The sequence below is a fragment of the Microbacterium sp. TNHR37B genome (assembly GCF_001620065.1).
In the GTDB taxonomy this organism is placed as follows: Bacteria; Actinomycetota; Actinomycetes; order Actinomycetales; family Microbacteriaceae; genus Microbacterium.
The window spans coordinates 295,630-318,681 of record NZ_LQGV01000001.1; the positions used below are offsets into that span (position 1 = coordinate 295,630).

Sequence of the window (23,052 nt, forward strand, 5' to 3'; positions counted from 1 at the left end):
CCGCGGGGGAGTAGGCCGATCAGCGGACGGGCCAGCTGCCGTCCAACGCGCCTTCGGGGTCGAGTCGGCCGATCTGGATGAAGTACTCGGTCAGGCTCTCCGCCTGCGCGCGTGCCCATCCGATCTGCCGGACGTGGAGTTCGTGGGCGGAGGACGCCAACTCGAATCGAGCGGCCAGTGCCAAGGCGACCCGCCCGGCGGCGATCGCATCGGCCGACGCCTCATGGGCGGCATCGAGCGTGACCGCATAATGGCGCGCGACGACATCGAGCGTGCGTTTGCCGCGACGGTAGCGGTCGAGCGCCTTGTCGAGAACCAGCGGGTCGATGACCGGCGCGGGGTCGATGAGGGGCGGGATCCCGTGACGCAGCGCCTCGTACTTCAGCAGGGAGAAGTCGAACGCTGCGTTGTAGGCCACCACGGGCACACCGGCGCTGAGGAGCGCACCCAGCTCTGCCACGATCTCGGCGACGACGACCGCCGCCGGCACGCCCTCCTCGCGTGCGCGCTGGGTCGTGACACCGTGGATGGCGGTGGCGCCCGCGGGGATCTCCACACCGGGGTCGGCGAGCCAATCGCGCGCGCTCAGGACGTGTCCGGCGGCGTCGAGCACGCCGACATGGGCGGTGACGATCCTGTCGTGGACGACGTCGACGCCCGTCGTCTCCAGATCGAAGACGCCGATCCGATCGAGCCACGGGTGCGTGGCGGAGCCAGGAGCCTTCGAGGGAGGGGCAACGGGAGACGCGGCGACAGGACGAGAGGAGGGCGTCGAGCGATCCGCGAACCAGGAGTCGTCGTCCCAGAGCCGTCCATCCACGCGATCGAGGCTACGACGAAGCGGCGACATGGCACGTCAGCGCCACGCGCGCTCGTAGACTCGGGTGGTGTCCCGCTCCGTTCCACACCCCTACGCCGCGCGCCTGGAGTCGATACCGGTCCTCCGCCGCGAGGTCGAGGTGGAGGGCGGACGGACCGCCTACTGGACGTATGGGCCTGAGGACGCGGCGACGACGATCGTCGCCGTCCACGGTTTCCGTGGCGAGCATCACGGACTGGAACCGGTCGTCGCTCACCTGGAGGGCATCCGTGTCCTCTCTCCCGATCTCCCCGGTTTCGGAGAGACGCCGCCGCTTCCCGGGCGTCGGCACACCCTCGAGGCGTATGCCGCATGGCTCACCGATTTCGTCGCCGAAGTGGCGCCGGGCGCGATCGTGCTGGGACACTCGTTCGGATCGATCGTGGCGGCGGCAGCGGTCGCCGGAGGGCTTCCCGCACCCCGCCTCATCCTCGTGAATCCCATCGGTGCTCCCGCGCTCGAGGGGCCACGGGGGGTGTTGACGAGGCTCGCGGTGTTCTACTACTGGGCGGGCGCCCGACTCCCACGCCGCCTCGGCGATGCGCTGCTGCGCAGCCGGATCATCGTGCGGGTCATGAGCGTGTCGATGGCCAAGACGAGAGACCGCGACCTGCGCCGCTTCATCCACGATCAGCACGACCGGTACTTCTCCCGTTTCGCCGACCGTGACGTTCTTCATGAGGCGTTCGTCACCTCGGTCTCCCACGACGTCAGCCAGTTCGCTCCCGCCATCACGACGCCGACGCTCCTGGTGGCCGCCGAGCGCGATGACATCACGCCGATCGAGGCCGAGCGACGGCTCCGCGGTCTGTTCCCCCGGGCCGAACTCGTCGAGATCGCCGGAGTCGGCCACCTGATCCATTACGAGACGCCGCGCGAGGCGGCCGAGGCGATCAGCCGGTTCCTGCGGACTTCCGCCGACGATACGCGTTGACGTTCATGCGGTTCCCGCAGTTGCCGGTGTCGCAGTAGCGCTTGGATCCGTTCTTGGAGTAGTCGACGTACACCCCGTCGCAGTCATCGGCTGCGCAGCGCCGGACGCGGTCCCACTGATCGGTCCGGATCACCTCTGCGAAGGCCATCGCCGCTTCCACGAGCATGCGCGTCGCCAGCGGCGCCGATGCCTCGGTGGCGTGGATGTGCCAGTCGTAGCCGTCGTGGATGACGAGCTGGGGCAGCGCATGGCCGTCGCGAAGCATCGCATTGACGAGGGGGACGGCGCCGACGCGATCCACCTCCCAGAGTCCGCGGATGCGGGGGCGGATGCGTCGCACGGCGGCGAGTTCCTCCTCGTCCCGGACGATCGCGCCGGTGTAGGGGAATCCCCGGAGGTAGTCGTCGAGATCGGAGGGTGACACCAGGCCGTCGACCCCCTCCGCGTTCGTCTCGGGGAGGGTGTTCACCAGAGCGACGGCCGCCCGCAGGGACAGCTCGGTGTCACGGATGAAAACCATGTTGACTCCTGACGCTCTTCGGCAGTACTGTCACCAGTGTAGCCAATGGTCACTCATGACAGGTGAAGCGCCCGTGACCCACACCAGAACCGTCGCCGTCTCGCCGTCCGGGCGTCCCGCCGCAGCGCTCTCGCGCAGCCGCAACGCAGGTCTCGTCCTGGCGGTGGTGTCCGCGCTCGCCTTCTCCTCGAGCGGGCCGCTCGTCAAGCCGCTGCTGGAGGAGGGCTGGTCGCTGTCGGCCGCGTTGATCGTGCGGATGGGACTCGCCGGTGCCATCCTGTCGCCGGCGCTCGTGCGCGCCGTGCGGCGCGAGTCCTCGTTCTTCCGGCGCCACGGACTCTCCCTCCTCGCCTTCGGCCTCATTCCCGTCGCCGGCTGCCAGCTTCTCTTCTTCTCGGCGATGCAGCGGATGCCGGTCGCCGTCGCGCTTCTCATCCAGTACCTCGCTCCCGTGTTCCTCGTCCTCTACGTGTGGCTCCGCACGCGGAAGGCCCCGTCCCGGCTCGTTCTGGCCGGAGCGGTGATCGCGGTGGTCGGTCTCATCCTCGTCGTCGACGTCTCGGGAGCTCGCTTCGACCCGCTGGGCACCGTCTTCGCCCTCGGCGCGGCGCTGTGCGTCTGCGTCTATTTCGTGATGTCGGAGCGCACGGGCGACGACCTCCCCGCCCTCGCGCTTGCCGCCGGCGGATTGCTGTGCGGGGCCGCGATCATGGCGGTGCTGGCGCTGACGGGCCTGCTGCCCTTCGCTGCTCCGGCGGTGACGGTCGTCTTCCGCGGCGTTGAGGTGCCCGGCTGGATGCCGTTGCTCTGGGTGGGCGCCGTCGGCACGACCGTCGGCTACGCATTGGGGATCATCGCAGTCCCGCGCGTCGGTGCGCGCTTGGGCTCGTTCGTCGGCCTGTCCGAGGTGCTCTTCGCGCTCCTGTTCGCCTGGCTGCTCCTCGGCGAGGCGCCCGGACTCGTCCAGTTCCTCGGCGGGGCGTTGATCCTTCTCGGCGTCGTCCTCGTGCGCCTCGACGCCGGGGCGCCGGACCTGGCTACTGTTCCCGTCGAGCCGCTTCCAGCAGAGGTCGCACCCGATAACCGATGACCTCGCCCATGACCAGCGAGGTCTCCGTGCGTTCGATCCCGTCGATCGCGAGGATCCGCGCGTCGACGGCGAAGAGGTGCTGTGTGTCGCGGGCCGCCACACGAGCCAGCAGGTCGACCTGGCCGCTCAGTCCGTGCGCGTGCAGGACCTCCGGGATGAGTGACAGCTCTGCCGTGATCCGCGGGAGATCGGCCTGGCGGACGACGATACTGATCATGGCCTCGATCGGATAGCCGAGAGCAGCGGGGGAGACGGCGCGTTCGAAGGAACCGAAGACACCGGATCGCTCGAGCTTCGCCATGCGCGCCTGCACCGTGTTGCGGGAGAGCCCGAGGCGATCGGCGAGCGCCACGACCGTTGCGCGGTGATCGTCGGCGAGCGCGCTCAGGAGTTCGAGGTCGACGTGGTCCAGGGATCCCATAGTGCGAAACGGTAGCAGGTCGGGAGAGTCAGAACTGCGCAACATGCTCAATGGGGTCCTGGTTGCTTGAGCTAGGTGCGACTGCGACGTAGTGTCGCGGCATCCGGAGCATGATCCCGGATGCCCGGCGACGATGCCGAGACGCTCTCCGCTGTGTCGTTCACGAGACGACCTGGCGGACAGAAGGGATGACGATGACGTATACCCCGACCACACAGGAGAGATCCTCCGTCGATCTGGATCTGCCTGCCCAGTTGCTGACCCCCGAGGGCGAGCGGATCAGCGATGAGCGCCTGGACCGCTGGGCCGCCGACCTCGACACCGACAGCCTGCGGACGCTCTACCGCGACATGGCGGTCGCGCGACGCGTGGACGCCGAAGGCGTCGCACTGCAGCGGCAGGGCCAGTTGGGGCTCTGGGCGCCGGCGCAGGGTCAGGAGGCGGTGCAGATCGGAACCGCGCGCGCGTGCCGGGCCGACGACTTCCTCTTCACGAGCTACCGAGAGCTCGGTGTCCTCCTTGTCCGCGAGGCCGCTCCCGCCGACCTGGTGCTGACGTGGCGGGGAGAGGCCCTTTCCACCATCGATCCGTACGCCCTCCACGTCGCTCCGCCGCAGATCATCATCGGCGCGCAGACGCTGCACGCGGTCGGATACGCGATGGGCATTCAGCGCGACAGGTCCGACCAGGTCGCGGTCGCCTACTTCGGCGACGGGGCCACGAGCCAGGGCGACGTGAACGAGGCCATGGTCTTCGCGGCCTCCTTCGGGGCGCCCGTGGTGTTCGTCTGCTCGAACAACCACTGGGCGATCTCGGAGCCGGTCTCGGTGCAGGCTGCTGTGCCGCTCGCCGCCCGGGCTCCGGGATTCGGCATCCCGAGTCTCCGGGTCGATGGAAACGACGTGATCGCCTCGACCGCGGCGATGCGGTGGGCGCTCGACCATGCGCGAAGCGGCGGCGGCCCGGTGTTCCTCGAGGCAGTCACCTACCGCATGGGGCCTCACACGACCTCGGACGACCCCACCCGCTACCGCTCCGCCGAGGAACTGGAGATCTGGCGTGCGCGCGATCCGCTGCTCCGCCTCGAACGACACCTCACCGCCGTCGGAGCGTTCGACGAAGGGTTCCGAGCCGAGATCGACGCGGTGGCGGGGGAGTTCACGTCTCGGATGCGTGCCGCCGCGATCAACGCCGTCACACGGCCGGCTATCGAGGTGCTCGACGACGTCTATGCCCAGCCGCATGCGGGGATCGACGAGCAGCGCGCGGCTTTCGCCTCGTACCTGGCGGGCTTCGCGCCCGACGAAGGGGGTTCTCGATGACGGAGTCGACGCGAGCCAGTGAACTGACCATGGGGAAGGCTCTCGGTGCCGGCCTCCGGCGCGCCATGCGCGACGACGAGCGCGTGCTCGTGATGGGCGAGGACATCGGCCGCCTCGGCGGAGTGTTCCGAATCACGGACGGACTCCTCGACGAGTTCGGCAGCGACCGTGTGGTGGACACCCCTCTTGCCGAGTCGGGAATCGTCGGTACCGCTGTCGGCCTGGCGTACCGGGGGTACCGGCCGGTGGTGGAGATCCAGTTCGACGGGTTCGTCTACCCCGCCTTCGATCAGATCGTCTGCCAGGTGGCCAAGCTCCAGTACCGCACACAAGGGCGAGTGAAGATGCCGATCACGATCCGTATCCCGTGGGCCGGGGGCGTGGGGGCGGCCGAACACCACTCCGAATCTCCCGAAGCGTACTTCGTCCACACCGCGGGGCTCCGAGTGGTGGCGGTCTCCCATCCCCAAGACGCGTACACCATGCTCCGGCAGGCGATCGCGTGCGACGATCCGGTCGTGTTCTTCGAGCCCAAACGCCTGTACCACGCGAAGGGTCCCGTCGACCTCGACGGCGACATCGCCGATGCGCCTCCGATGGGCGTGGCCAGAGTCGTGCGCCCGGGCGAAGACGTCACGATCCTCACGTACGGCGCACAGGTGACGACGGCGCTGGATGCAGCCATCGCGGCGGAGGACGAGGGCGTCTCTCTCGAGGTCATCGATCTGCGTTCGCTGTCTCCGGTGGACTACCGGACGATCACCGCATCGGTGCGCAAGACCGGTCGCGTCGTGGTCACGCACGAGGCGGCGCGAGAAGGCGGCGTCGGAGCCGAACTGATCGCGTCGGTGACCGAAAGGTGCTTCCCCTACCTCGAGGCCGCCCCGTTGCGGGTGACCGGCCACGACATCCCCTATCCGCCCGCGAAGCTCGAGAAGCACCATCTTCCCGATCTTGACCGGCTTCTCGACGCCGTCGACCGGGTGCGGGACGTGCCCCGCGCGGGAGCGGGGGTGGTCGCGTGATCGCCGAGTTCCGTCTGCCCGATCTCGGTGAGGGACTCCCCGAGGCCGAGATCGTGCAGTGGCACGTGGCGCCCGGAGATGAGGTGGCTCTGAATCAGACGCTCGCCGAAGTGGAGACCGCGAAGGCCGTCGTCGAGCTGCCCTCGCCGTACGCCGGCGTCGTCGCCCATCTGCAGCACCGAGAGGGAGACGTGGTCGCCGTCGGCGATCTTCTGGTCTCCTTCGATGTCGACACGGGCGACGAGTCCGCGTCGTCGGAGGAGTCGGGTGAGACACGTGCGGTGCCCGAACGCGACGCCGCCGACCCGCCCAACCTCGTGGGGTATGGTGCCCCTCAGCGATCGTCGGAGCGCCCACGCCGTCGGCCGAGACGAGCACCGCACGAGGGGGCGCCAGACAGCGAGATCGATGCCCGCGCGGCCGCCCCGCACGATGCCGTCGATGCGCTTGCCGAGGACGGTTCCCTGTCGGAGCGTCCGCGCTCCACGCCGCCCGTTCGCGCGCTCGCGAGAGACCTGGGCGTGGACCTCACGGCCATCGAGCCCACGGGTCCCGACCGACTGATCACACGCGCCGACGTCGAACGCGCGGCGGCAGCACGACCGGCCGTTCACGACCGACCGACGGTGCCGGTGGGGGCGGAGCGCGAAGCGTCCGGCGGGAGGGCGGCCATCGACGAGACGCGGATCCCGATTCGCGGTGTCCGCAAGGCGACGGCCGCCGCCATGGTCGAGAGCGCCTTCACCGCGCCGCATGTGACGGTCTTCCTGAGCGTCGACGTCACGCGCTCGATGCGTTTCCTCGACGACCTGCGTGAGGACGGCGCCACCGGCGAGGTCCGCGTCGGAGTGCTGGCCCTCGTGGCGAAGGCGGTGTGCCTCGCGCTTCCTCGACATCCCGAGCTCAATGCCCACTGGGACGACGCGGGCGGGGAGATCGTCCAGTACCGACACGTTCATCTCGGTATCGCCGCCGCGACCGAGCGGGGGCTCGTCGTCCCGCACATTCCTCACGCCGAGGGGCTCTCGCTCGTGGAGCTGGCCGAAGCGATCGGCGATCTCGCGCGCACCGCTCGTGACGGGCGGACGCCTCTCGACCGCCTCCGGGGGAGCACCTTCTCCCTCACGAACTTCGGTGTCTTCGGCGTGGACGCCGGCACTCCGATCCTCAATCCCGGGGAGACCGGGATCCTGGGGGTCGGCACCGTCCGACGGCAGCCGTGGGAGCACCGAGGAGAGGTGGCATTGCGCGACGTGCTCACGTTGAGCCTGTCCTTCGATCACCGTGTGGTCGACGGGGAGCAGGGTGCGAGGTTCCTTCACGCCGTCGGCGAGGTGCTGCACGATCCCGCGCGCACGCTCCTGCTCGCCTGATCGGTCGATGCCCTCGCAGGGAAGACGAGCATCACGCCTGCAGTGCGGCGAGCGCCATCTCCCGGAGGACGCCGTGCACGGACTCCTGGCCGCCGGAGCGGAGGGTCGACTCCCGGGCGCGGCGGGCGCTGTGGGGCGTCGAGTTGATCAGGCCGATCGCGGCCAGCGCCCGCGTCCGGTTCTCGGGGACGGGGCGATCGGGGCGGAGCTGGTGGAGGACGTCCACCCAGATGTCGAGGTACTCCCGCTGGAGCTCTCGCACCCGCGCGCGCGTCTCCGGCGCCAGCTGATCGAGATCGCGATCCTGGACGCGGATGACGTCGGCGTCGGCCAGGGCGAACGCGACGTGGAAGTCGACGAGTGCGGGCAGGGCCTCGGCGGCGATGGAGTGCGCGTCGCGCGCGGCGCGTCCGCCGGCGAGGAGGCGTTCGCTGACCCCCAGCAGGATCTCGGCCAGGAGCGCCTGCTTGTTCTGGAAGTGGCGATAGAGGGCGGGACCGCTGACCCCCACTTGGGCGCCGAGATCCTCGAGCGTCGCCCCTACGTATCCTCGCTCGGCGAACAGGCGTGCCGCGGCGCGCACGAGCGATCGGTGTCGGTCCGCCTTGGCGCGCTCGCGGTCGGTGACTCCCATTGCCATCTCAGTTAACCCTCGCTAACCTCGGGGTGTCGGTGAGTGAAAGCTAACCGAGTGCGTCTCTCGCCAGCAAGCGCCGGGGGCCTTCGTGACGTCGATGGAGATGACATGAACATGACCGAAGAGGAGCGCGAGCTCGCAGCGCTCGTGCGCGATTTCGCGGAGCAGGTGGTCGCTCCGCGGTCCTACGAGGCCGATCGCACGAAGACCCTCCCGCTGGACGTCGTCGCAGGGATGGGGGAGCTGGGCCTGTTCGGATTGCCGTTCCCCGAGGAGTACGGGGGTCAGGGCGGCGACTACTTCGCCCTGTGCCTGGCGATCGAGGCCATCGCCCGCGTGGATCAGTCGCTGGCGATCACCCTGGAGGCGGGCGTCGGGCTCGGTGCGATGCCGGTCTATCGCTTCGGCACCGAGGAACAGAAGCGGGAGCTCCTCCCGTCGCTCCTGCGAGGCGAGGCGCTGGCCGGGTTCGGCCTCACCGAGCCCGAGGCGGGATCCGATGCCGGCGCCACGCGCACGATGGCGCGACGAGAGGGCGAAGAGTGGGTGATCGACGGTGCGAAGCAGTTCATCACGAACTCCGGCACGCCGCTGACGCGCTTCGTCACCGTGACCGCCGTCACCGGCGAACACGATGGTCGCAAGGAGATCTCCACCCTGATCGTCCCGACCGACGCGCCGGGCTTCCAGGTGGGGCCGGCGTACGACAAGGTCGGCTGGCACGCGTCGGACACCCACCCCCTCACCTTCGATGGCGTGCGGGTGCCGGTGGCGAACCTGCTCGGCGAGCAGGGGAGGGGGTATGCGAACTTCCTGAACATCCTCGACGAAGGTCGTATCGCGATCGCTGCACTGTCCACGGGGGCGGCGGAGGGATGTCTGGAAGAAGCGCTCGCCTACGCCACGTCCCGCCGCGTCTTCGGCGAGCCGCTCGCCTCCCGGCAGCACGTACAGTTCACCCTCGCCCGCATGCGTCAGCGCGTGCACAACGCCCGGCTCGGATGGCAGCACGCCGCTCGCCTTCGTGACAGCGGACTGCCGTTCAAGGCGGAGGCGGCGATCGCGAAGCTCACGGCCAGTGATGCGGCGATGGACAACGCCCGCGACGCCACGCAGATCCTCGGCGGCAACGGCTTCATGAACGAGTACGCATCGGCACGGCACTTCCGCGACTCGAAGGTCCTGGAGATCGGCGAGGGGACGACCGAAGTACAGCTGCTCGTGATCGCCCGCGCGCTCGGCGTCGCCTGACGGATAGCCTGACGAGGTGAGCGAGACGAGTCGGAGCTTCGATCTGGGCCCCGCCCTGCTGTTCTGTCCCGCGGACCGGCCGGAGCGTTTCGAGAAGGCGATGGAGCGCTCCGACGCGGTCATCCTCGACCTCGAGGACGCCGTGGCGGACAGCGCGAAAGCCGCCGCGCGCGGCCACCTGATCGATCAGCCCCTCGACCCGTCACGGGTGGTTGTCCGGGTGAATCCGGTGGGAGGGGAGTCCTTCGCCTCCGATCTCGCGACCCTCTCGCAGACGGACTACCGCACGATCATGATCGCGAAGGCGGAGTCCCCGAAGCGCATCGGGCGGATCGACCCACGCTTCCGTGTGATCGCCCTCTGCGAGACGGCGCGCGGGGTCGCGGCCGCGGAGCGACTCGCCTCCCGTGAGAACGTCGTCGCCCTCATGTGGGGGGCCGAAGACCTGGTCGCCTCTCTCGGGGGGACCTCCAGCCGGAAGCCACGCGGCACGTACCGTGACATCGCGCGCTACGCCCGCTCGCGCGTGCTCCTGGCTGCCGGTGCCGCGGGGAAAGCCGCCATCGACGCGGTCCACCTCGACATCGCCGACGTGCGCGGGCTCCGCCGTGAGGCCACCGATGCGGCGGCCAGCGGCTTCACGGCGACGGCTTGCATCCACCCTTCTCAGGTGGAGACGATCCGTGAGGCCTACCGCCCGAGCGACGCCGAGCTGACCTGGGCGCGCGACGTGATCGCCGCCGCGGCGACCGAGGGTGGAGTCTTCCGATTCCGTGGACGGATGGTCGATGAGCCGGTGCTGCGGCACGCGCGCACCGTGCTCCGCCGCGCGGTCGCATAGCCCGGGATCACCGGCTGCGGGTCGCGCGATCGCGATCTCGGTGACGTGCAGCTAGGACGCGATGCCCGCGTAGTCGAGCAAGCTCAACCGATCACGCTCCATGAGGAAGGTGTGCGCGGACCCGTTGGCGAGGCGTTCGCCAGCAGCAGGGAAGGCACCGCCGGTGGCGTGACGGATGAGTTCCCGGATGAGCGCACCGTGCGAGACGACCACGAGCGACGGCGCGAGCGGGAAGGTGTCGCGGCGGGCGTCGCGGATCGCCGTGCGCAGGCCTGCGATGGCACGCACCCGCACGTCGGCCCAGGCCTCCGCGCCCGGGACGACCGCGTCTTCCCACGCGCCCCAGGTCTCGCGGAACTGCTCGATGCCGACGCCCTCGGCCTCCCCGTAGCCCCTCTCGCGGAGGGCCGGGTACGCGCGCGGGGCCGTCGCCCCGAGGACGTCCGCGATGATACTCGCCGTCTCCCGCGCGCGGGAGAGGTCGCTGGACGCGACCACGAGTGGTGCGTCGAGGTCGAGACGCGATCGCAGGCTCTCGGCCGCTTCTCGTGCCTGCTGCCGGCCGGTGTCGTTGAGGGGGATGTCGGTCGAGCCTTGGATCAGCCGTCGGGCGTTCCAGTCGGTCTCTCCGTGCCGGACGAGGGTCAGCGTGGTCACCTCTCGAGCCTAACCTCGACGCCCGGGGAGGAGCGCCCGGTCAGCCGGTGAGCGCCACGGACAACGCGTGCAGCACTTCGGTCGTTCCGGCATCGACCTTCACCGTCGCGGTGCTGTCGGCGCGGGTCTGGCCGCGGTTGACGATGACGATCGGGATCCGGCGGCGTCGGGCGCGTTCGACCAGTCGCACGCCGGAGTTGACCACGAGTGAGGAGCCCGCCACCAGGAGAGCGTCGCTTCCGCGGAGCAGCTGCTCCGCCTCGCGGAACTTCTCCAGGGGGACGAACTCGCCGAAGAACACGACATCGGGCTTGAGCAGTCCACCGCACACTGTGCAGGCGGGCACCCGGAATCCCTCGGTGCTCTCGGGAAGGACGTCGCCGTCGGGTCCGAGAGCGACGCGCTCGGGCACGGTGATCCAAGGGTTGTCGGCTTCGACGCGTGCGGCGAGATCCCGCCGGTCGAAGACCTGTCCGCAATGGGTGCAGAAGACGCGGCGCATCGTGCCGTGGAGTTCGACGACCCGGTGGCTTCCGGCGCGAAGGTGAAGGCCGTCGACGTTCTGGGTCACGACGCCGCTGACCGCTCCGGCGCGCTCCATCTCGGCCAGAGCGATGTGGCCGGCGTTGGGGGTGGCGGCGGCGAAGGTGCGCCACCCGAGGTGGCTTCCGACCCAGTAGCGCCGGCGGGCATCGTCGTTCGCGAGGAACTGCTGCGCCGTCATCGGCGTGCGCACCGGTGCTCCCTTGCCGCGGTAGTCGGGGATACCGGAGTCCGTCGATACGCCGGCTCCGGTCAGGACGGCGACACGACGCCCGGCGAGGGCTTCGACGGCGCGGTCGATATCCGCCGCCGTCGCCGCGTCGTCGTGCACCACCGTCGTCATCGCGCTCGCCTTCTCCCCAGGTCGTCGACTGCACTCTACGCCGTCCGGTTTTCGGTTGTGTTTCGTCGGCCCGCACGCCTGCGTCGGCCGAGAGGATCATGCCGTGACACAGTGGAGGCGTGCCGATCCCCGCGTCCGAGCCGACCACGCCGCCCCCCTCCGTGACGATCGACGATCCTGCCGACCCGCGTCTGTCGGACTATCGCGACCTGACGGACGTGGCGCTGCGGCGGGTGCGTGAGCCACAGGAGGGGCTGTACATCGCCGAGTCGGCGAAGGTCATCGCGCGCGCCCTGGCCGCCGGTCACCACCCGCGATCCGTGCTGGTGCAGGAGAAGTGGCTCGCCGACATCGGCGGTCTGCTCTCGGCGGCTGGCGTCGTCGATGTGCCGGTGTACGTCGTCTCCGACCGGGTCGCCGAACAGGTGACGGGATACGCCGTCCATCGCGGTGCCCTCGCCGCCATGCATCGTCCCGCGCTGCGTTCGGTCTCCGAGGTGGTCGCGGGGGCACGGACGGTTCTGGTGCTGGAAGACATCGTCGACCACACCAACGTCGGGGCTGCCTTCCGGGGCGCGGCAGGTCTCGGGGCCGATGCCGTGCTCGTGACGCCGCGGTGCGCCGACCCCCTCTATCGGCGGAGCATCCGGGTGAGCATGGGTACCGTCTTCCAGGTTCCGTGGACGCGTCTGCCGGAGTGGCCGGAGGCGCGCGAGCAGGTGCATGCCGCGGGGCTCCATATCGCCGCATTGGCCCTCGCCGAGGAAGCAGTGACGCTCGACGCCTTCGCGGCGAGCCGTCCGCCGGGGGTGGCACTCGTCCTCGGCACCGAGGGCGACGGCCTCTCGCGCCGGGCCCTGGAGGCAGCCGACACCGTCGTGACGATTCCGATGGCCGGCGGAGTCGACTCACTCAACGTCGCGGCAGCATCCGCGGTCGCGCTCTGGGCGCTCCGCTGACTTCCCAGACCGCCGACGTCTCGTCTAGGCGGGGCTCCCCGGACGCGCGTCGCGGTCTGCGCCGGGGGCGACCGTCTCGATCGGCAGCGGCTCAGGTCGCTTCGCGGTGATGTGGTCGCCCGACGACTGGTGACGCACGCGCCGGAGCACCCACGGCACCAGGTGCTGCCGCGCCCACACGATGTCGTTCGCCCGCGCCTCGCGCCAGGTCAGCGAGGGGAGGGGGTCGGGCTGCATGGGCTGGAGATCGTTGGGAACGTTGAGGGTGCGCAGCACCATCCGCGCCATCTCGTGATGCCCCAGAGCGTTCAGGTGAAGCCGGTCATCGTCGAAGAACCGCATGTCCTGCACTTCTTTCAGCGCCCACTGGTCGGCCACGACGCAGTCGTAGCGCTCGGCGATGGCCCGGATGTTCTCGTTGTAGATGGCCACCCGCCCGCGGATGCCCCGGAAGACGGGCGTGAAGTTGGTGTCGATGCCGGTGAAGACGACGAGTGTCGCGCCGCGCGACGACAACCGGACGACCGCGTCCTCGAACAGTGCGGCGACCGCGTCCGGGTCACCTCCCGGCCGGATCACGTCGTTGCCTCCGGCGGAGAACGTGATGAGGTCGGGATTGAGAGCGATCGCCGGCTCCACCTGGTCGGCGACGATCTGGCCGATGAGCTTTCCGCGGACGGCGAGGTTGGCGTAGGCGAAGTCGTCGACCTGAGAGCCGAGCACTTCGGCGACACGGTCGGCCCAGCCCCGGTGCGCGCCGGGCGTGCCCGGGATGGGGTCGCCGATCCCCTCGGTGAACGAGTCGCCGAGCGACACCATGCGCCGCCACGGATGGGGCGAGTCGTTCGGGATGTAGGGGGAGCGGTGATCGTCGGGTGTCGGTTCGTTGTTGCGCATCTGTTCCTCGACTCGTGGTCGTTTCGAGGCTACCCCTCGCGCCCAGCGTTTAGGGTGGTCACTCGTGACGGCGGACGAGCAGGCGGGAAGCGAGGGGTCCCATTTCGGGAGCTTCGCCGCCGAGCACCTGTCACCCGCCTTCCCGCAGCGAGCGCCGTGGGGGACCGCGCAGAACCTCCGTGCCTGGCAGGCCGAGGCCCTGGAAGCGTACTTCGACGCCGATGGACCCGACGGAGTCGGCAAGGGCCCGCGCGACTTCCTCGCCGCCGCCACCCCCGGCGCCGGAAAGACGACCTTCGCCCTCCGGCTCGCCTCCGAGCTCCTCCGACGCGGGGTCATCGATCGCATCGTGGTCGTCGCTCCGACCGAGCACCTGAAGACGCAGTGGGCTGACGCGGCCGCCCGGGTGTCCATCCGCCTCGACCCCCGCTTCAGCAACCGCCACCATGCCCCGGCACGCCACTACCACGGCGTGGCGGTGACCTACGCGCAGGTCGCCGTGAAGGCCTCCGTCCATCAGCGCTTGACGATGGACGCCCGCACGCTCGTCATCCTCGACGAGGTCCATCACGGAGGCGACGCGCTCAGCTGGGGCGACGCTCTCCGCGAGGCCTATGGACGGGCCACGCGCAGGCTTCTGCTGTCAGGAACGCCCTTCCGCAGCGACACCGCGCCGATCCCCTTCGTCGAGTACCACCCCAACGAGAAGGGCATCCGGCTCTCCCGCACCGACTACAGCTACGGGTACGGGCGGGCGCTCGCCGACGGCGTCGTGCGTCCTGTGCTCTTCCTCGTCTACGCCGGGAAGATGCGCTGGCGGACGCGGGCCGGCGACGAGCTGGAGGCCCATCTGGGGCAGGACAACACGAAGGACGTGACGTCGCAGGCCTGGCGGACGGCTCTCGATCCCGAAGGCGACTGGATTCCCGCCGTGCTGCAGTCGGCCGACCGGCGGTTGTCGGAGGTGCGCCAGGAGGTTCCCGATGCGGGCGGCCTCGTCATCGCCACGGATCAGACCGCCGCCCGCGCCTACGCCGCGATCCTGCGCGACATCACCGGGGAGGCGCCCACCGTCGTCCTCTCCGACGACAAGGCCGCCTCGGGACGGATCGAGACGTTCTCGCAGTCAACCAGTCGTTGGATGGTCGCCGTGCGGATGGTGTCCGAAGGAGTGGATGTTCCTCGCCTGTCCGTCGGGGTCTACGCCACGAGCGCGTCCACGCCGCTCTTTTTCGCCCAGGCGATCGGCCGGTTCGTGCGGGCCCGCCGGCGCGGCGAGACGGCGTCGGTCTTCCTTCCGCACGTGCCGCCGCTCCTGAACCTCGCGGGGGAGATGGAGCGGGAGCGCGATCACGCGCTGGACCGGGAGAGCGACGGGGAAGACGGGCTCGACGACGATCTCCTCGAATCGGCCGAGCGGGAGGAGAGCGCCTCCGACGCCCTGACCGAGGAGTTCACGTACCAGGCGCTCGGATCCGTCGCGCACTTCGACCGGGTGCTCTACGACGGCAAGGAGTTCGGTCAGCTGGCGGTACCGGGGACGCCCGAGGAGGAGGAGTTCCTGGGTTTGCCGGGGCTCCTGGAGCCCGAGCACGTCCACGAGCTGCTGATGCAGCGGCAAGCGCGCCAGTCGCGCCACCGGCGTGCACGGGAACGGGCGGCCGGCGCAGCCGAGACCACCGAGGGCGAGGAGTCTCTCCCCGCACCCCTGCACCGCACCCTCCGCGAGCAGCGGCAGCTCCTGAACAGCCTCGTCGGGCTGTACGCGCGTCAAAGCGGAGAGCCTCACGGCGCCGTTCACGCCGAACTGCGTCGGATCTGCGGCGGACCCGAGGTGGCCCGAGCGACCGTGGCGCAGTTGCAGGCGCGCATCGACGTGCTCCGTTCGCGCGTGCGCTCCTGACCGGTCGGTCCCGGAACGACGGGAGGAGCGGGTTCCTGCGGTCGCCCGAAATGCTGGCAGTTCCGCCGAACGCGACGTCCCGCGCCTCGCGCCTGGATACCGTGGATCGTCCCCCTCACCCATCTGGAGAGAGCCGTGAACGCCGCCCCCCTCACCGAGCCGTCCGCTCGAGACCGTCGCCGCTGGGCGCAGTACCTCGCCGACGAGCGGGCCGAGGCACAGGTCTACCGGGAGCTCGCCGGAAGGCGGACGGGAGAGGAGCGCGAGATCCTGCTCGCCCTCGCCGAGGCGGAGGGCCGTCACGAGGAGCACTGGCAGGAACTGCTGGGAGGCGAGCCCGAGCGGCTGCCGCGGGCCAGCACTCGATCCCGGGCGCTGGGATGGATGGCCGGGAAGTTCGGCTCCATCTTCGTCCTCGCGCTCGCGCAGAACGCCGAAGCGCGCTCGCCCTATGACACCGAGCCGTTCGCCACACCGCGCATGGTGGCCGACGAGAAGATCCACGGGGAGGTCGTCCGCGGCCTCGCAGCCCGCGGGCGACGCCGCTTGTCCGGCACCTTCCGCGCGGCGGTGTTCGGGGCCAACGACGGCCTCGTCTCCAACCTCGCCCTGGTCATGGGGATCGGCGCGACCGGCGTGGCTCCGCAGTTCGTCCTCTTCAGCGGCATCGCGGGCCTTCTCGCGGGCGCGCTGTCGATGGGCGCGGGGGAGTATGTCTCGGTCCGTTCGCAGCGTGAGCTGCTCGATGCGACCGAGCCCAACACGTACGGCCACGATGTGCTCGCCGATCTCGACCTCGACGCGAACGAGCTCGCCCTCGTCTATCGCACTCGCGGCATGGACGCGGAGGAGGCTCTCGAACACGCCCGTTCGATCGTCGGCGCGGCCCAGCGCTCGGACGGCTCGGCCCCCTTCATCCGGCCGCGCGAAGCCGCCGGCGAGCACGAAGTGGTCGGCAGCGCCCTCGGGGCCGCGGGATCGAGCTTCCTCTTCTTCGCGTCTGGTGCGATCATCCCCGTCGTCCCGTGGCTGTTCGGCCTGTCGGGTCTGTCCGCGGTGCTCCTGGCTCTGGCGCTGGTCGGACTCGCCCTCGTCGCCACGGGCGCGACCGTCGGCCTGCTCTCGGGCGCACCGCCGCTGCGACGCGGGCTGCGCCAGCTCGCGATCGGTTTCGGAGCTGCGGCGATCACGTATCTGCTCGGCCTCCTCTTCGGGGTGTCGGCCGCGTAGCCGGTTCGTCGGGCCGCGCCGGACGTGCTAGGCTCGGTCCTCGGTTGGTGACAACCACACACCCATGCGCGGGTGGCGGAATAGGTAGACGCGCTAGCTTGAGGTGCTAGTGCCCTTTAACGGGCGTGGGGGTTCAAGTCCCCCCTCGCGCACAGAGAGAAAACAACCCCCGACCGGGGATTATCCGGCCGGGGGTTGTTTCTTTGCCGCCCCGCCAGCCTCGCCCCAGCCCCACCCCACCCCGCTCAGGTGGCGCGTTCTGTCGTCTCATTCGCAGCGAGGCAGCACGTTGCGCCACCTGAGGGTTCCTGGCCGTCGCGTCGAACGGGGCGTGGTCGCGCCGACCCGGTACCGTGGAGCGCATGCCCGAGATTGACGATCTTCCCGAGGTCGCGCGCGTCGCCCGAGATCTGATCCGTTTCGACACCACCAACTGGGGGGAAGGGCGCGCACGCGGCGAGCGCGAGGCGGCGGAGTATGTCGGGGCGTTCCTCGAGTCGCTCGGGCTGCAACCCGAGTACTACGAGCCGATCGACCGTCGGACGAACCTGAGCGCGCGTGTTCCGGGACGAGACCCGTCGCTTCCGGCTCTCGTACTCCATGGACACCTGGACGTGGTCCCTGCGGTCGCCGAGGACTGGAGCGTCGACCCGTTCGCGGGCGTGATTCGCGACGGCATGCTCTGGGGCCGTGGGGCCGTGGACATGAAGGACATGGACGCCATGATCCTCACCTCGGTCGCCGACCTCTTGCGCGCCGGCGAGCAACCCGCCCGCGACCTCATCGTCACCTTCTTCGCCGATGAGGAGAACGGCGGCGTCGAAGGCTCCGAACTGGTCGTCCGGGACCGGCCGGAGTGGTTCCGGGGCGCCACGGAGGCGATCAGCGAGGTGGGCGGGTACTCGATCCCGGTGGCGGGACAGCGCGCCTACCTCCTCCAGGTGGGGGAGAAGGCGCTCGTGTGGCTTCGGCTGCGGGCGCGGGGCACGGCCGGCCACGGCAGCAGGTTCCACCCCGACAACGCCGTGACCCGCCTCGCCGAGGCCGTCGCCGCTCTCGGGCGCACCTCCTGGCCGATCGCGCTGACGGACACGACCCGTCAGACGATCGACGGGCTCGCCGCCCTGTGCGGCGGTGACCCCGCCGATCCCGATGCCGTCGCCGACGCAACGGGCGCCGCGTCGGGTTTCCTGAAGTCCACGTTGCGCACCACGACCAACCCCACGGGGCTCACCGCCGGGTACAAGCACAACGTGATCCCCGATGCCGCCGTCGCCACGATCGACGTTCGCACGCTGCCGGGGCGTGAGGACGAAGTACTGGCCGAGATCCAGCGGATCGTGGGAGATGACATCGTCGTGGACGTCTCGCACCGTGACATCGGGCTCGAGGTGCCGTTCTCCGGTCCCCTCGCCGAGGCGATGGTCGCGGCCCTCGGCCGCCACGACCCCGGCGTCCCCGTGATCCCGTACCTCATGGGCGGCGGCACCGACAACAAGGCGCTCGCGCAACTGGGCATCGCCGGCTATGGTTTCGCGCCGCTGCGCCTGCCCGCCGACCTCGACTTCACGGGCATGTTCCACGGCGTCGACGAGCGCGTTCCCCTCGACGCCCTCGTCTTCGGCCAGCAGGTTCTGACCGATCTCATCCGCGACTACTGAGAGGCCACCATGGGCTCGTTCTTCGACGCGATCATCCTGGGCATCGTCCAAGGCTTGACCGAGTTCCTCCCGATCTCCTCCAGCGCGCATCTGCGGATCGTGGGGGAGTTCCTCCCCGCCGCACAGGACCCCGGAGCCACCTTCACCGCCATCACGCAGATCGGCACCGAGCTGGCCGTCCTGGTCTACTTCTGGAGCCGCATCACCCACATCATCGCGCAGTGGTTCCGGTCGCTGTCCGGGCGCGTGCCGCGCAACGACCCGGACGCCCGGATGGGCTGGATCGTCATCATCGGCACGTTGCCCATCGGAGTTCTCGGATTCCTGTTCCAGGACGTCATCCGCGACACGTTCCGAAACCTGTGGCTCGTGGCGATCGTCCTGATCGTCTTCGGCCTCATCCTCGGTATCGCCGATGCCCTCGGCGCACGTAATCGCACCGAGAAGGACCTCACCTACCCGCACGGTCTCGCCCTCGGTTTCGCGCAGGCGCTCGCCCTCATCCCGGGCGTCTCTCGATCCGGCGCAACCACCACGATGGGGCTGGCGCTCGGGTACACGCGTCCCGCCGCCGCGGAGGTCGCCTTCCTTCTCGCCGTCCCTGCGGTGTTCGGCAGCGGCCTGTACGAGCTCTTCCACGCGTTGCGGGAGCCGGGGACGCAGGCCTTCACGATGCTGCAGACCGGGGTGGCGACGGTGGTCGCGTTCGCCGTGGGGCTGGCGGTCATCGCCTTCCTCATGCAGTACCTCAAGCGCGGCAGCTTCCTGCCGTTCGTGCTCTACCGGCTGGTCCTGGGCGTCGTGCTCCTGATCCTGCTGGCGACGGGCGTCCTGCAGGCGTACTGAGCCTGACGCACCCGGTTCGTCCGTCGGGCGGGAGGGCCCTCAGCGGCGGGGGTCGTCGCGCCCGGGCTTCGACGGCCCCTCGCCGCCGCGACGCAGGTAGCGTTCGAACTCCTGCGCGATCGCATCACCGGAGGCCTCGGGGGAGTCCCAGGTGTCTCGCGTCGCCTCGAGTTGCCGGATGTACTCGGTCATCTCTTCGTCGTCCGCCGCGGCCGCATCGATCGAGGCTTCCCACGCGAGCGCTTCGGCCGGGAGCTCGCCACGGGGAATCTCCGCGCCGGTGATGTCGCCGAGGCGGTCCAGGAGCGCGAGGGTCGCCTTGGGGGAGGGGGAGTGCCCGGCCACGTACGCGGGGACGCTCGCCCAGAGGGCGACGCTCGGGATGCCCGCGTCCTCGGCGACGGCGGCGACGACGCTCAGGATGCCGACCGGCCCCTCATAGGTGGGGCGTTCCAGACCGAGCGAGGTGCGCAGGTTCTCGTTGTCGCTTCCGGCGAAGACGGAGATGGGGCGGGTGTGAGGGACATCCGACATCATCGACCCGAGCGCCACGATCCCGGTCACGTCCTCACTCAGGGCGGCGTCGACGATCTCCGAGGCGAAGGCCTGCCAAGCCCGTGCGGGCTCCACACCGCTCAAGAGCCAGAGCCGGGGTGCCGTGGCGGCCGAGGCGGGTGGGCGCCACAGCGTGGCGTCGGGCCAGACGATCTCGCGCGCGCCCTCAGAGGTGAGGCGGACCTGGGGTCGGGTGTACTGATAGTCGAAGTACAGCTCGGGGTCGACGCTGTACGACTCCTCATACGTTCCGGAGGCGCGCAGATGCGCGACCGCGGCCGATGCGGCCTCACCGGCATCGTTCCAGCCGTCGAAGGCGATCACCAGCACGCGCTGACCGAGACCGTCCACTCCGCTCCTTCCGTCCGGGAGATGTTCACCCACGATACGCCGCGCGCTGGTCGCGGGGGCGCGTCGGCACCGCGCCGGCGCCTGGATACGATGGAACGATGAGTTCCGCCCTCCCCGCCGCCGTTCTCTGGGACATGGACGGGACCCTCGTCGACACCGAACCGTACTGGATGGCCGCAGAGGGCCCCCTCGTGGAGAGCTTCGGGGGCGAGTGGACGCACGAGAAGTCGCTCGAACTCGTCGGTCTCGGCTTGGACGACGCCGCCCGCGTCCTACAGCGGGCCGGTGTGCGCCTGGCGGTGCCCGAGATCGTCGATCGCCTTACCGACGAGGTTCGCGCCTCGCTCCGCCGCGAGGGCGTTCCCTTCCGCCCCGGCGCGCGCCAGCTCCTCAGCGACCTGCGCGACGCGGGCGTCCGGACCGCCCTCGTGACGATGTCGCTGCGGCGCATGGCGACCGAGATCGTCGAACTCATCGACTTCGAGGCCTTCGACCTCGTCATCGGCGGCGACGACGTCCCCCGCCCCAAGCCGTTTCCCGATCCGTATCTCCAAGCCTGCGAGATCCTCGGTGTGGCTCCCGGGGAGTGCGTCGCGATCGAGGACTCGCCCAACGGTGCCCGGTCCGCCGTCGCGGCGGGAGTGACGACCATCGGGGTTCCCAACGTGGTCTCGCTGGCCGGTTCCGGCGTGACCGAGATCTGGCCGACCCTGGAGGGCTGCACGCCGCAGGACCTCGCCGATGCCCTCGCCCGACACCACCGGAAGGCCCGCGCGTGAACACCGACCTCCGTCCCCGTGGGCCGTTCCGCTACGGCGATCGTGTCCAGCTAACCGGCCCGAAGGGCCGTATGCACACCGTGACCCTGCGCGAAGGCGGAGAACTGCACACGCATCATGGTGTCCTTCCGCACGCGAAGATCGTCGACCTCCCCGACGGTTCCGTCGTCAGCAACAGCGCCGGCCACGATTACCTGGCCCTGCGGCCGCTCCTGCGCGACTTCGTGATGTCGATGCCGCGAGGGGCAGCGATCGTCTACCCCAAGGATGCAGCCCAGATCCTCGCCGCTGCCGACATCTTCCCGGGGGCGCGCGTCGTGGAAGCCGGCGTCGGCTCGGGGGCGTTGTCCTTGTGGCTGCTCCGGGCGATCGGTGCCGAGGGCACGCTCACCTCCTTCGAAAGGAGAGAGGAGTTTGCCGACGTTGCGAAGGCGAACGTCGAGACCTTCCTCGGGCACGTGCCGGAGAACTGGGACGTCGTGGTCGGCGATCTGGTCGAACAACTGCCCTCCACCGCTCAGCCCGGGTCGGTGGATCGGGTCGTCCTGGACATGCTCGCTCCGTGGGAGTGCATCGACGTGGCGGCCGATGCCCTGGCTCCCGGCGGGGTCGTCCTCTGCTATATCGCGACGGCGACGCAGCTGAGCCGTGTCGCGGAGTACCTCCGCGGCACGGGACTGTTCACGGAGCCCGAGGCCACCGAGACGATGGTGCGGGGATGGCACGTGGAAGGGCTGGCCGTCCGACCCGATCACCGGATGGTCGCCCACACCGGGTTCCTCATCACGGCACGTCGTCTGGCGCCGGGCGCGATTCCGCCCGACGTGCGCAAGCGGGCGTTGAAGAAGCCGTCCTACTCCGACGAGGACGTCGAAGTCTGGACTCCGGGGGCCGTCGGCGATCGCGAGATCACCGACAAGAACCTCCGCAAGCGCGTGCGGGAAGCCCAGCGCGCGGCAGGTGGCGGGCGGGCGTTGACCGAGAACTCCACGGGTGACGACGTAGACTGATCCGGTGCTGCGTCGGATCTCTGCTGTTGTCGCCGTCATCGGGCTCTCCGCCTTCGCCTTGGTGGGCTGTTCGTCGTCCGCTCCGAACGCGTCCTGCGAGCGTCCGCACGCCGAGTCGAGCGCCCTGGGGCTCATCGACGCGTCCGGCGAGGTCGGGAAGCCGACCCTCTCGGTCAAAGACCCCGTGCACGTCTCCCGCACCTCGTTCGTGGACGAGACGGTGGGCACCGGCACCCGGGTGACCGCTGAGACGCAGGACGTGGCGTTCTCCATCACGCTGGCCAACGGCGCGACGGGAGAGACGCTCGTGGCTACACCCACCGACGCCCGTCCTCTGTCGGGCTGGCGTGAGCACTACGCCGGGCTGGCGGACATGATGATGTGCGCCACCGAAGGCTCGCGCATCGTCGGCGCCATGCCCGTTGATGCGGTCTCACCTGAGGCGGCATCGAGCATGGGCCTGAGCAAGGGCGACTCCATCGCCGTGGTGCTCGACCTCCAGCGCGTGTACCTCGCCGCTGCCGACGGAGCCCCGCAGTACAACGATCGTCCCGGGATGCCGTCGGTGGTTCTCGCTCCCTCTGGTGCCCCCGGCATCATCGTCCCGGATGCCGCGCCGCCGGCAGATCTCGCGGTCGAGGTGCTCAAGCGCGGCGACGGACCCACAGTGACGGACGCCGACTCGATCCGCGTGCAGTACACCGGCGTCACGTGGGCCGATCGGAAGGTGTTCGACTCCACGTGGGAGTCCGGAGCCTCGGCCGTCGTCACCCTGGATGGCGTCGTCCCGGGCTTCGCGAAGGCGCTGGAAGGTGCGACGGTCGGATCGCAGATCCTCATGGTCATCCCGCCGGAGCTCGGTTATGGCGAGAAGGGCAGTGGGGCCATTCCCGGCGGCGCGACGCTCGTGTTCGTCGTGGACGTGCTCGGCGTCGACCAGAAGCCTGCTGCTTCTCAGTAGTCCCCACGCTCGCCACGACCACCGGTCCCCGCCGACGGGTCCGCGCGGCGGGCCGCCGACCCGCGTTGCCGGGATCGACCTAGG

The 23,052-nt window shown here is 70.0% G+C and carries 23 protein-coding genes and 1 tRNA gene; 16 read left to right on the top strand and 8 right to left on the bottom strand.

The annotated features are described in order from the left end of the window. Window positions 1-19: 19 nt before the first annotated feature. On the bottom strand, window positions 20-685 hold the full coding sequence (locus AVP41_RS01450) for an exonuclease domain-containing protein (RefSeq protein WP_231902695.1): 666 nt from the start codon (window positions 683-685) through the stop codon (window positions 20-22). Between the two features lie 202 nt (window positions 686-887). Between AVP41_RS01450 and AVP41_RS01455 the strand changes: the two genes are divergently transcribed. Continuing rightward, the gene (locus tag AVP41_RS01455; RefSeq protein ID WP_067162679.1) at window positions 888-1,793 is read left to right on the top strand and encodes an alpha/beta fold hydrolase; all 906 of its coding nucleotides are present in this window, start codon (window positions 888-890) and stop codon (window positions 1,791-1,793) included. On the opposite strand, the gene AVP41_RS01460 is transcribed toward AVP41_RS01455, so the two are convergent. After that, window positions 1,753-2,313, bottom strand: a complete 561-nt coding sequence (locus tag AVP41_RS01460; RefSeq protein ID WP_067159738.1) for a CGNR zinc finger domain-containing protein — start codon at window positions 2,311-2,313, stop codon at window positions 1,753-1,755. The two genes, AVP41_RS01455 and AVP41_RS01460, sit on opposite strands and share 41 nt — an antisense overlap. A gap of 73 nt (window positions 2,314-2,386) precedes the next feature. Between AVP41_RS01460 and AVP41_RS01465 the strand changes: the two genes are divergently transcribed. Next, window positions 2,387-3,403 carry an EamA family transporter gene (locus tag AVP41_RS01465; protein ID WP_442922768.1) on the top strand — a complete coding sequence of 339 codons (1,017 nt, stop codon included), beginning with the start codon at window positions 2,387-2,389 and terminating at the stop codon, window positions 3,401-3,403. Here the strand turns inward: AVP41_RS01465 and AVP41_RS01470 are convergent. Then, window positions 3,351-3,824, bottom strand: a complete 474-nt coding sequence (locus AVP41_RS01470; RefSeq protein ID WP_067159744.1) for an Lrp/AsnC family transcriptional regulator — start codon at window positions 3,822-3,824, stop codon at window positions 3,351-3,353. The genes AVP41_RS01465 and AVP41_RS01470 overlap by 53 nt on opposite strands. 188 nt (window positions 3,825-4,012) lie before the next feature. Between AVP41_RS01470 and AVP41_RS01475 the strand changes: the two genes are divergently transcribed. The 3 genes from AVP41_RS01475 to AVP41_RS01485 are packed head-to-tail and all read left to right on the top strand — an operon-like array spanning window position 4,013 to window position 7,544. Further along, complete coding sequence (locus tag AVP41_RS01475) at window positions 4,013-5,146, top strand: thiamine pyrophosphate-dependent dehydrogenase E1 component subunit alpha (protein ID WP_067159747.1); 1,134 nt, start codon at window positions 4,013-4,015, stop codon at window positions 5,144-5,146. Then, complete coding sequence (locus AVP41_RS01480) at window positions 5,143-6,171, top strand: alpha-ketoacid dehydrogenase subunit beta (protein WP_067159750.1); 1,029 nt, start codon at window positions 5,143-5,145, stop codon at window positions 6,169-6,171. Before AVP41_RS01475 ends, AVP41_RS01480 begins: the two co-directional genes overlap by 4 nt. Further along, entirely contained in the window at window positions 6,168-7,544 is a 1,377-nt protein-coding gene (locus AVP41_RS01485; RefSeq protein WP_067159753.1) for a dihydrolipoamide acetyltransferase family protein, read from the top strand. The genes AVP41_RS01480 and AVP41_RS01485 overlap by 4 nt, the downstream gene beginning before the upstream one ends. Before the next feature lie 31 nt (window positions 7,545-7,575). On the opposite strand, the gene AVP41_RS01490 is transcribed toward AVP41_RS01485, so the two are convergent. Next, the gene (locus AVP41_RS01490; protein WP_067159756.1) at window positions 7,576-8,184 is read right to left on the bottom strand and encodes a TetR/AcrR family transcriptional regulator; all 609 of its coding nucleotides are present in this window, start codon (window positions 8,182-8,184) and stop codon (window positions 7,576-7,578) included. 105 nt (window positions 8,185-8,289) lie between these two features. On the opposite strand from AVP41_RS01490, the gene AVP41_RS01495 reads away from it, so the two are divergent. Both AVP41_RS01495 and AVP41_RS01500 read left to right on the top strand, forming a co-directional pair. Continuing rightward, complete coding sequence (locus AVP41_RS01495; protein WP_067159760.1) at window positions 8,290-9,432, top strand: acyl-CoA dehydrogenase family protein; 1,143 nt, start codon at window positions 8,290-8,292, stop codon at window positions 9,430-9,432. A 16-nt stretch (window positions 9,433-9,448) separates the two neighbouring features. Next, window positions 9,449-10,273: an HpcH/HpaI aldolase/citrate lyase family protein gene (locus AVP41_RS01500; RefSeq protein ID WP_067159763.1), complete on the top strand. Its 825-nt coding sequence runs from the start codon at window positions 9,449-9,451 to the stop codon at window positions 10,271-10,273. 51 nt (window positions 10,274-10,324) lie between these two features. Here the strand turns inward: AVP41_RS01500 and AVP41_RS01505 are convergent, their stop codons facing one another. Next, window positions 10,325-10,930, bottom strand: coding sequence for a histidine phosphatase family protein (locus tag AVP41_RS01505; protein WP_067159766.1), 606 nt, complete (start codon window positions 10,928-10,930; stop codon window positions 10,325-10,327). 40 nt (window positions 10,931-10,970) lie between these two features. After that, window positions 10,971-11,816, bottom strand: coding sequence for a Sir2 family NAD-dependent protein deacetylase (locus tag AVP41_RS01510; protein WP_067159769.1), 846 nt, complete (start codon window positions 11,814-11,816; stop codon window positions 10,971-10,973). A 119-nt stretch (window positions 11,817-11,935) separates the two neighbouring features. Between AVP41_RS01510 and AVP41_RS01515 the strand changes: the two genes are divergently transcribed. Then, the gene (locus AVP41_RS01515) at window positions 11,936-12,775 is read left to right on the top strand and encodes a TrmH family RNA methyltransferase (RefSeq protein ID WP_442922769.1); all 840 of its coding nucleotides are present in this window, start codon (window positions 11,936-11,938) and stop codon (window positions 12,773-12,775) included. Between the two features lie 24 nt (window positions 12,776-12,799). Here AVP41_RS01515 and AVP41_RS01520 read toward each other — a convergent pair whose 3' ends face one another. After that, window positions 12,800-13,672 carry an SGNH/GDSL hydrolase family protein gene (locus tag AVP41_RS01520; RefSeq protein WP_067159773.1) on the bottom strand — a complete coding sequence of 291 codons (873 nt, stop codon included), beginning with the start codon at window positions 13,670-13,672 and terminating at the stop codon, window positions 12,800-12,802. A 64-nt stretch (window positions 13,673-13,736) separates the two neighbouring features. On the opposite strand from AVP41_RS01520, the gene AVP41_RS01525 reads away from it, so the two are divergent. From AVP41_RS01525 to AVP41_RS01545, 5 genes are all read left to right on the top strand, one after another. Then, a complete protein-coding gene (locus AVP41_RS01525) occupies window positions 13,737-15,575 on the top strand; it encodes a DEAD/DEAH box helicase (protein ID WP_067159776.1) in 1,839 nt (612 codons plus the stop codon). A 135-nt stretch (window positions 15,576-15,710) separates the two neighbouring features. Beyond that, window positions 15,711-16,805 (top strand): VIT1/CCC1 transporter family protein, encoded by a 1,095-nt coding sequence (locus AVP41_RS01530; RefSeq protein ID WP_067159779.1) that lies wholly within the window; start codon window positions 15,711-15,713, stop codon window positions 16,803-16,805. Between the two features lie 66 nt (window positions 16,806-16,871). Next, window positions 16,872-16,957: transfer RNA gene (locus AVP41_RS01535), tRNA-Leu, on the top strand. 210 nt (window positions 16,958-17,167) lie between these two features. Next, entirely contained in the window at window positions 17,168-18,466 is a 1,299-nt protein-coding gene (locus AVP41_RS01540; protein WP_067159783.1) for a M20/M25/M40 family metallo-hydrolase, read from the top strand. A gap of 9 nt (window positions 18,467-18,475) precedes the next feature. Continuing rightward, complete coding sequence (locus tag AVP41_RS01545; RefSeq protein WP_067159786.1) at window positions 18,476-19,312, top strand: undecaprenyl-diphosphate phosphatase; 837 nt, start codon at window positions 18,476-18,478, stop codon at window positions 19,310-19,312. 39 nt (window positions 19,313-19,351) lie between these two features. Here the strand turns inward: AVP41_RS01545 and AVP41_RS01550 are convergent, their stop codons facing one another. After that, on the bottom strand, window positions 19,352-20,218 hold the full coding sequence (locus AVP41_RS01550) for a PAC2 family protein (protein WP_067159789.1): 867 nt from the start codon (window positions 20,216-20,218) through the stop codon (window positions 19,352-19,354). Window positions 20,219-20,316: 98 nt separating this feature from the next. Between AVP41_RS01550 and AVP41_RS01555 the strand changes: the two genes are divergently transcribed. From AVP41_RS01555 to AVP41_RS01565, 3 genes are read left to right on the top strand one after another with little or no spacing between them, the layout of a single operon-like run. Then, complete coding sequence (locus AVP41_RS01555; RefSeq protein ID WP_067159792.1) at window positions 20,317-20,997, top strand: HAD family hydrolase; 681 nt, start codon at window positions 20,317-20,319, stop codon at window positions 20,995-20,997. Beyond that, a complete protein-coding gene (locus AVP41_RS01560) occupies window positions 20,994-22,007 on the top strand; it encodes a tRNA (adenine-N1)-methyltransferase (RefSeq protein ID WP_067159795.1) in 1,014 nt (337 codons plus the stop codon). Before AVP41_RS01555 ends, AVP41_RS01560 begins: the two co-directional genes overlap by 4 nt. A gap of 4 nt (window positions 22,008-22,011) precedes the next feature. Then, window positions 22,012-22,968, top strand: coding sequence for an FKBP-type peptidyl-prolyl cis-trans isomerase (locus AVP41_RS01565; RefSeq protein ID WP_231902639.1), 957 nt, complete (start codon window positions 22,012-22,014; stop codon window positions 22,966-22,968). Window positions 22,969-23,052: the final 84 nt, after the last annotated feature.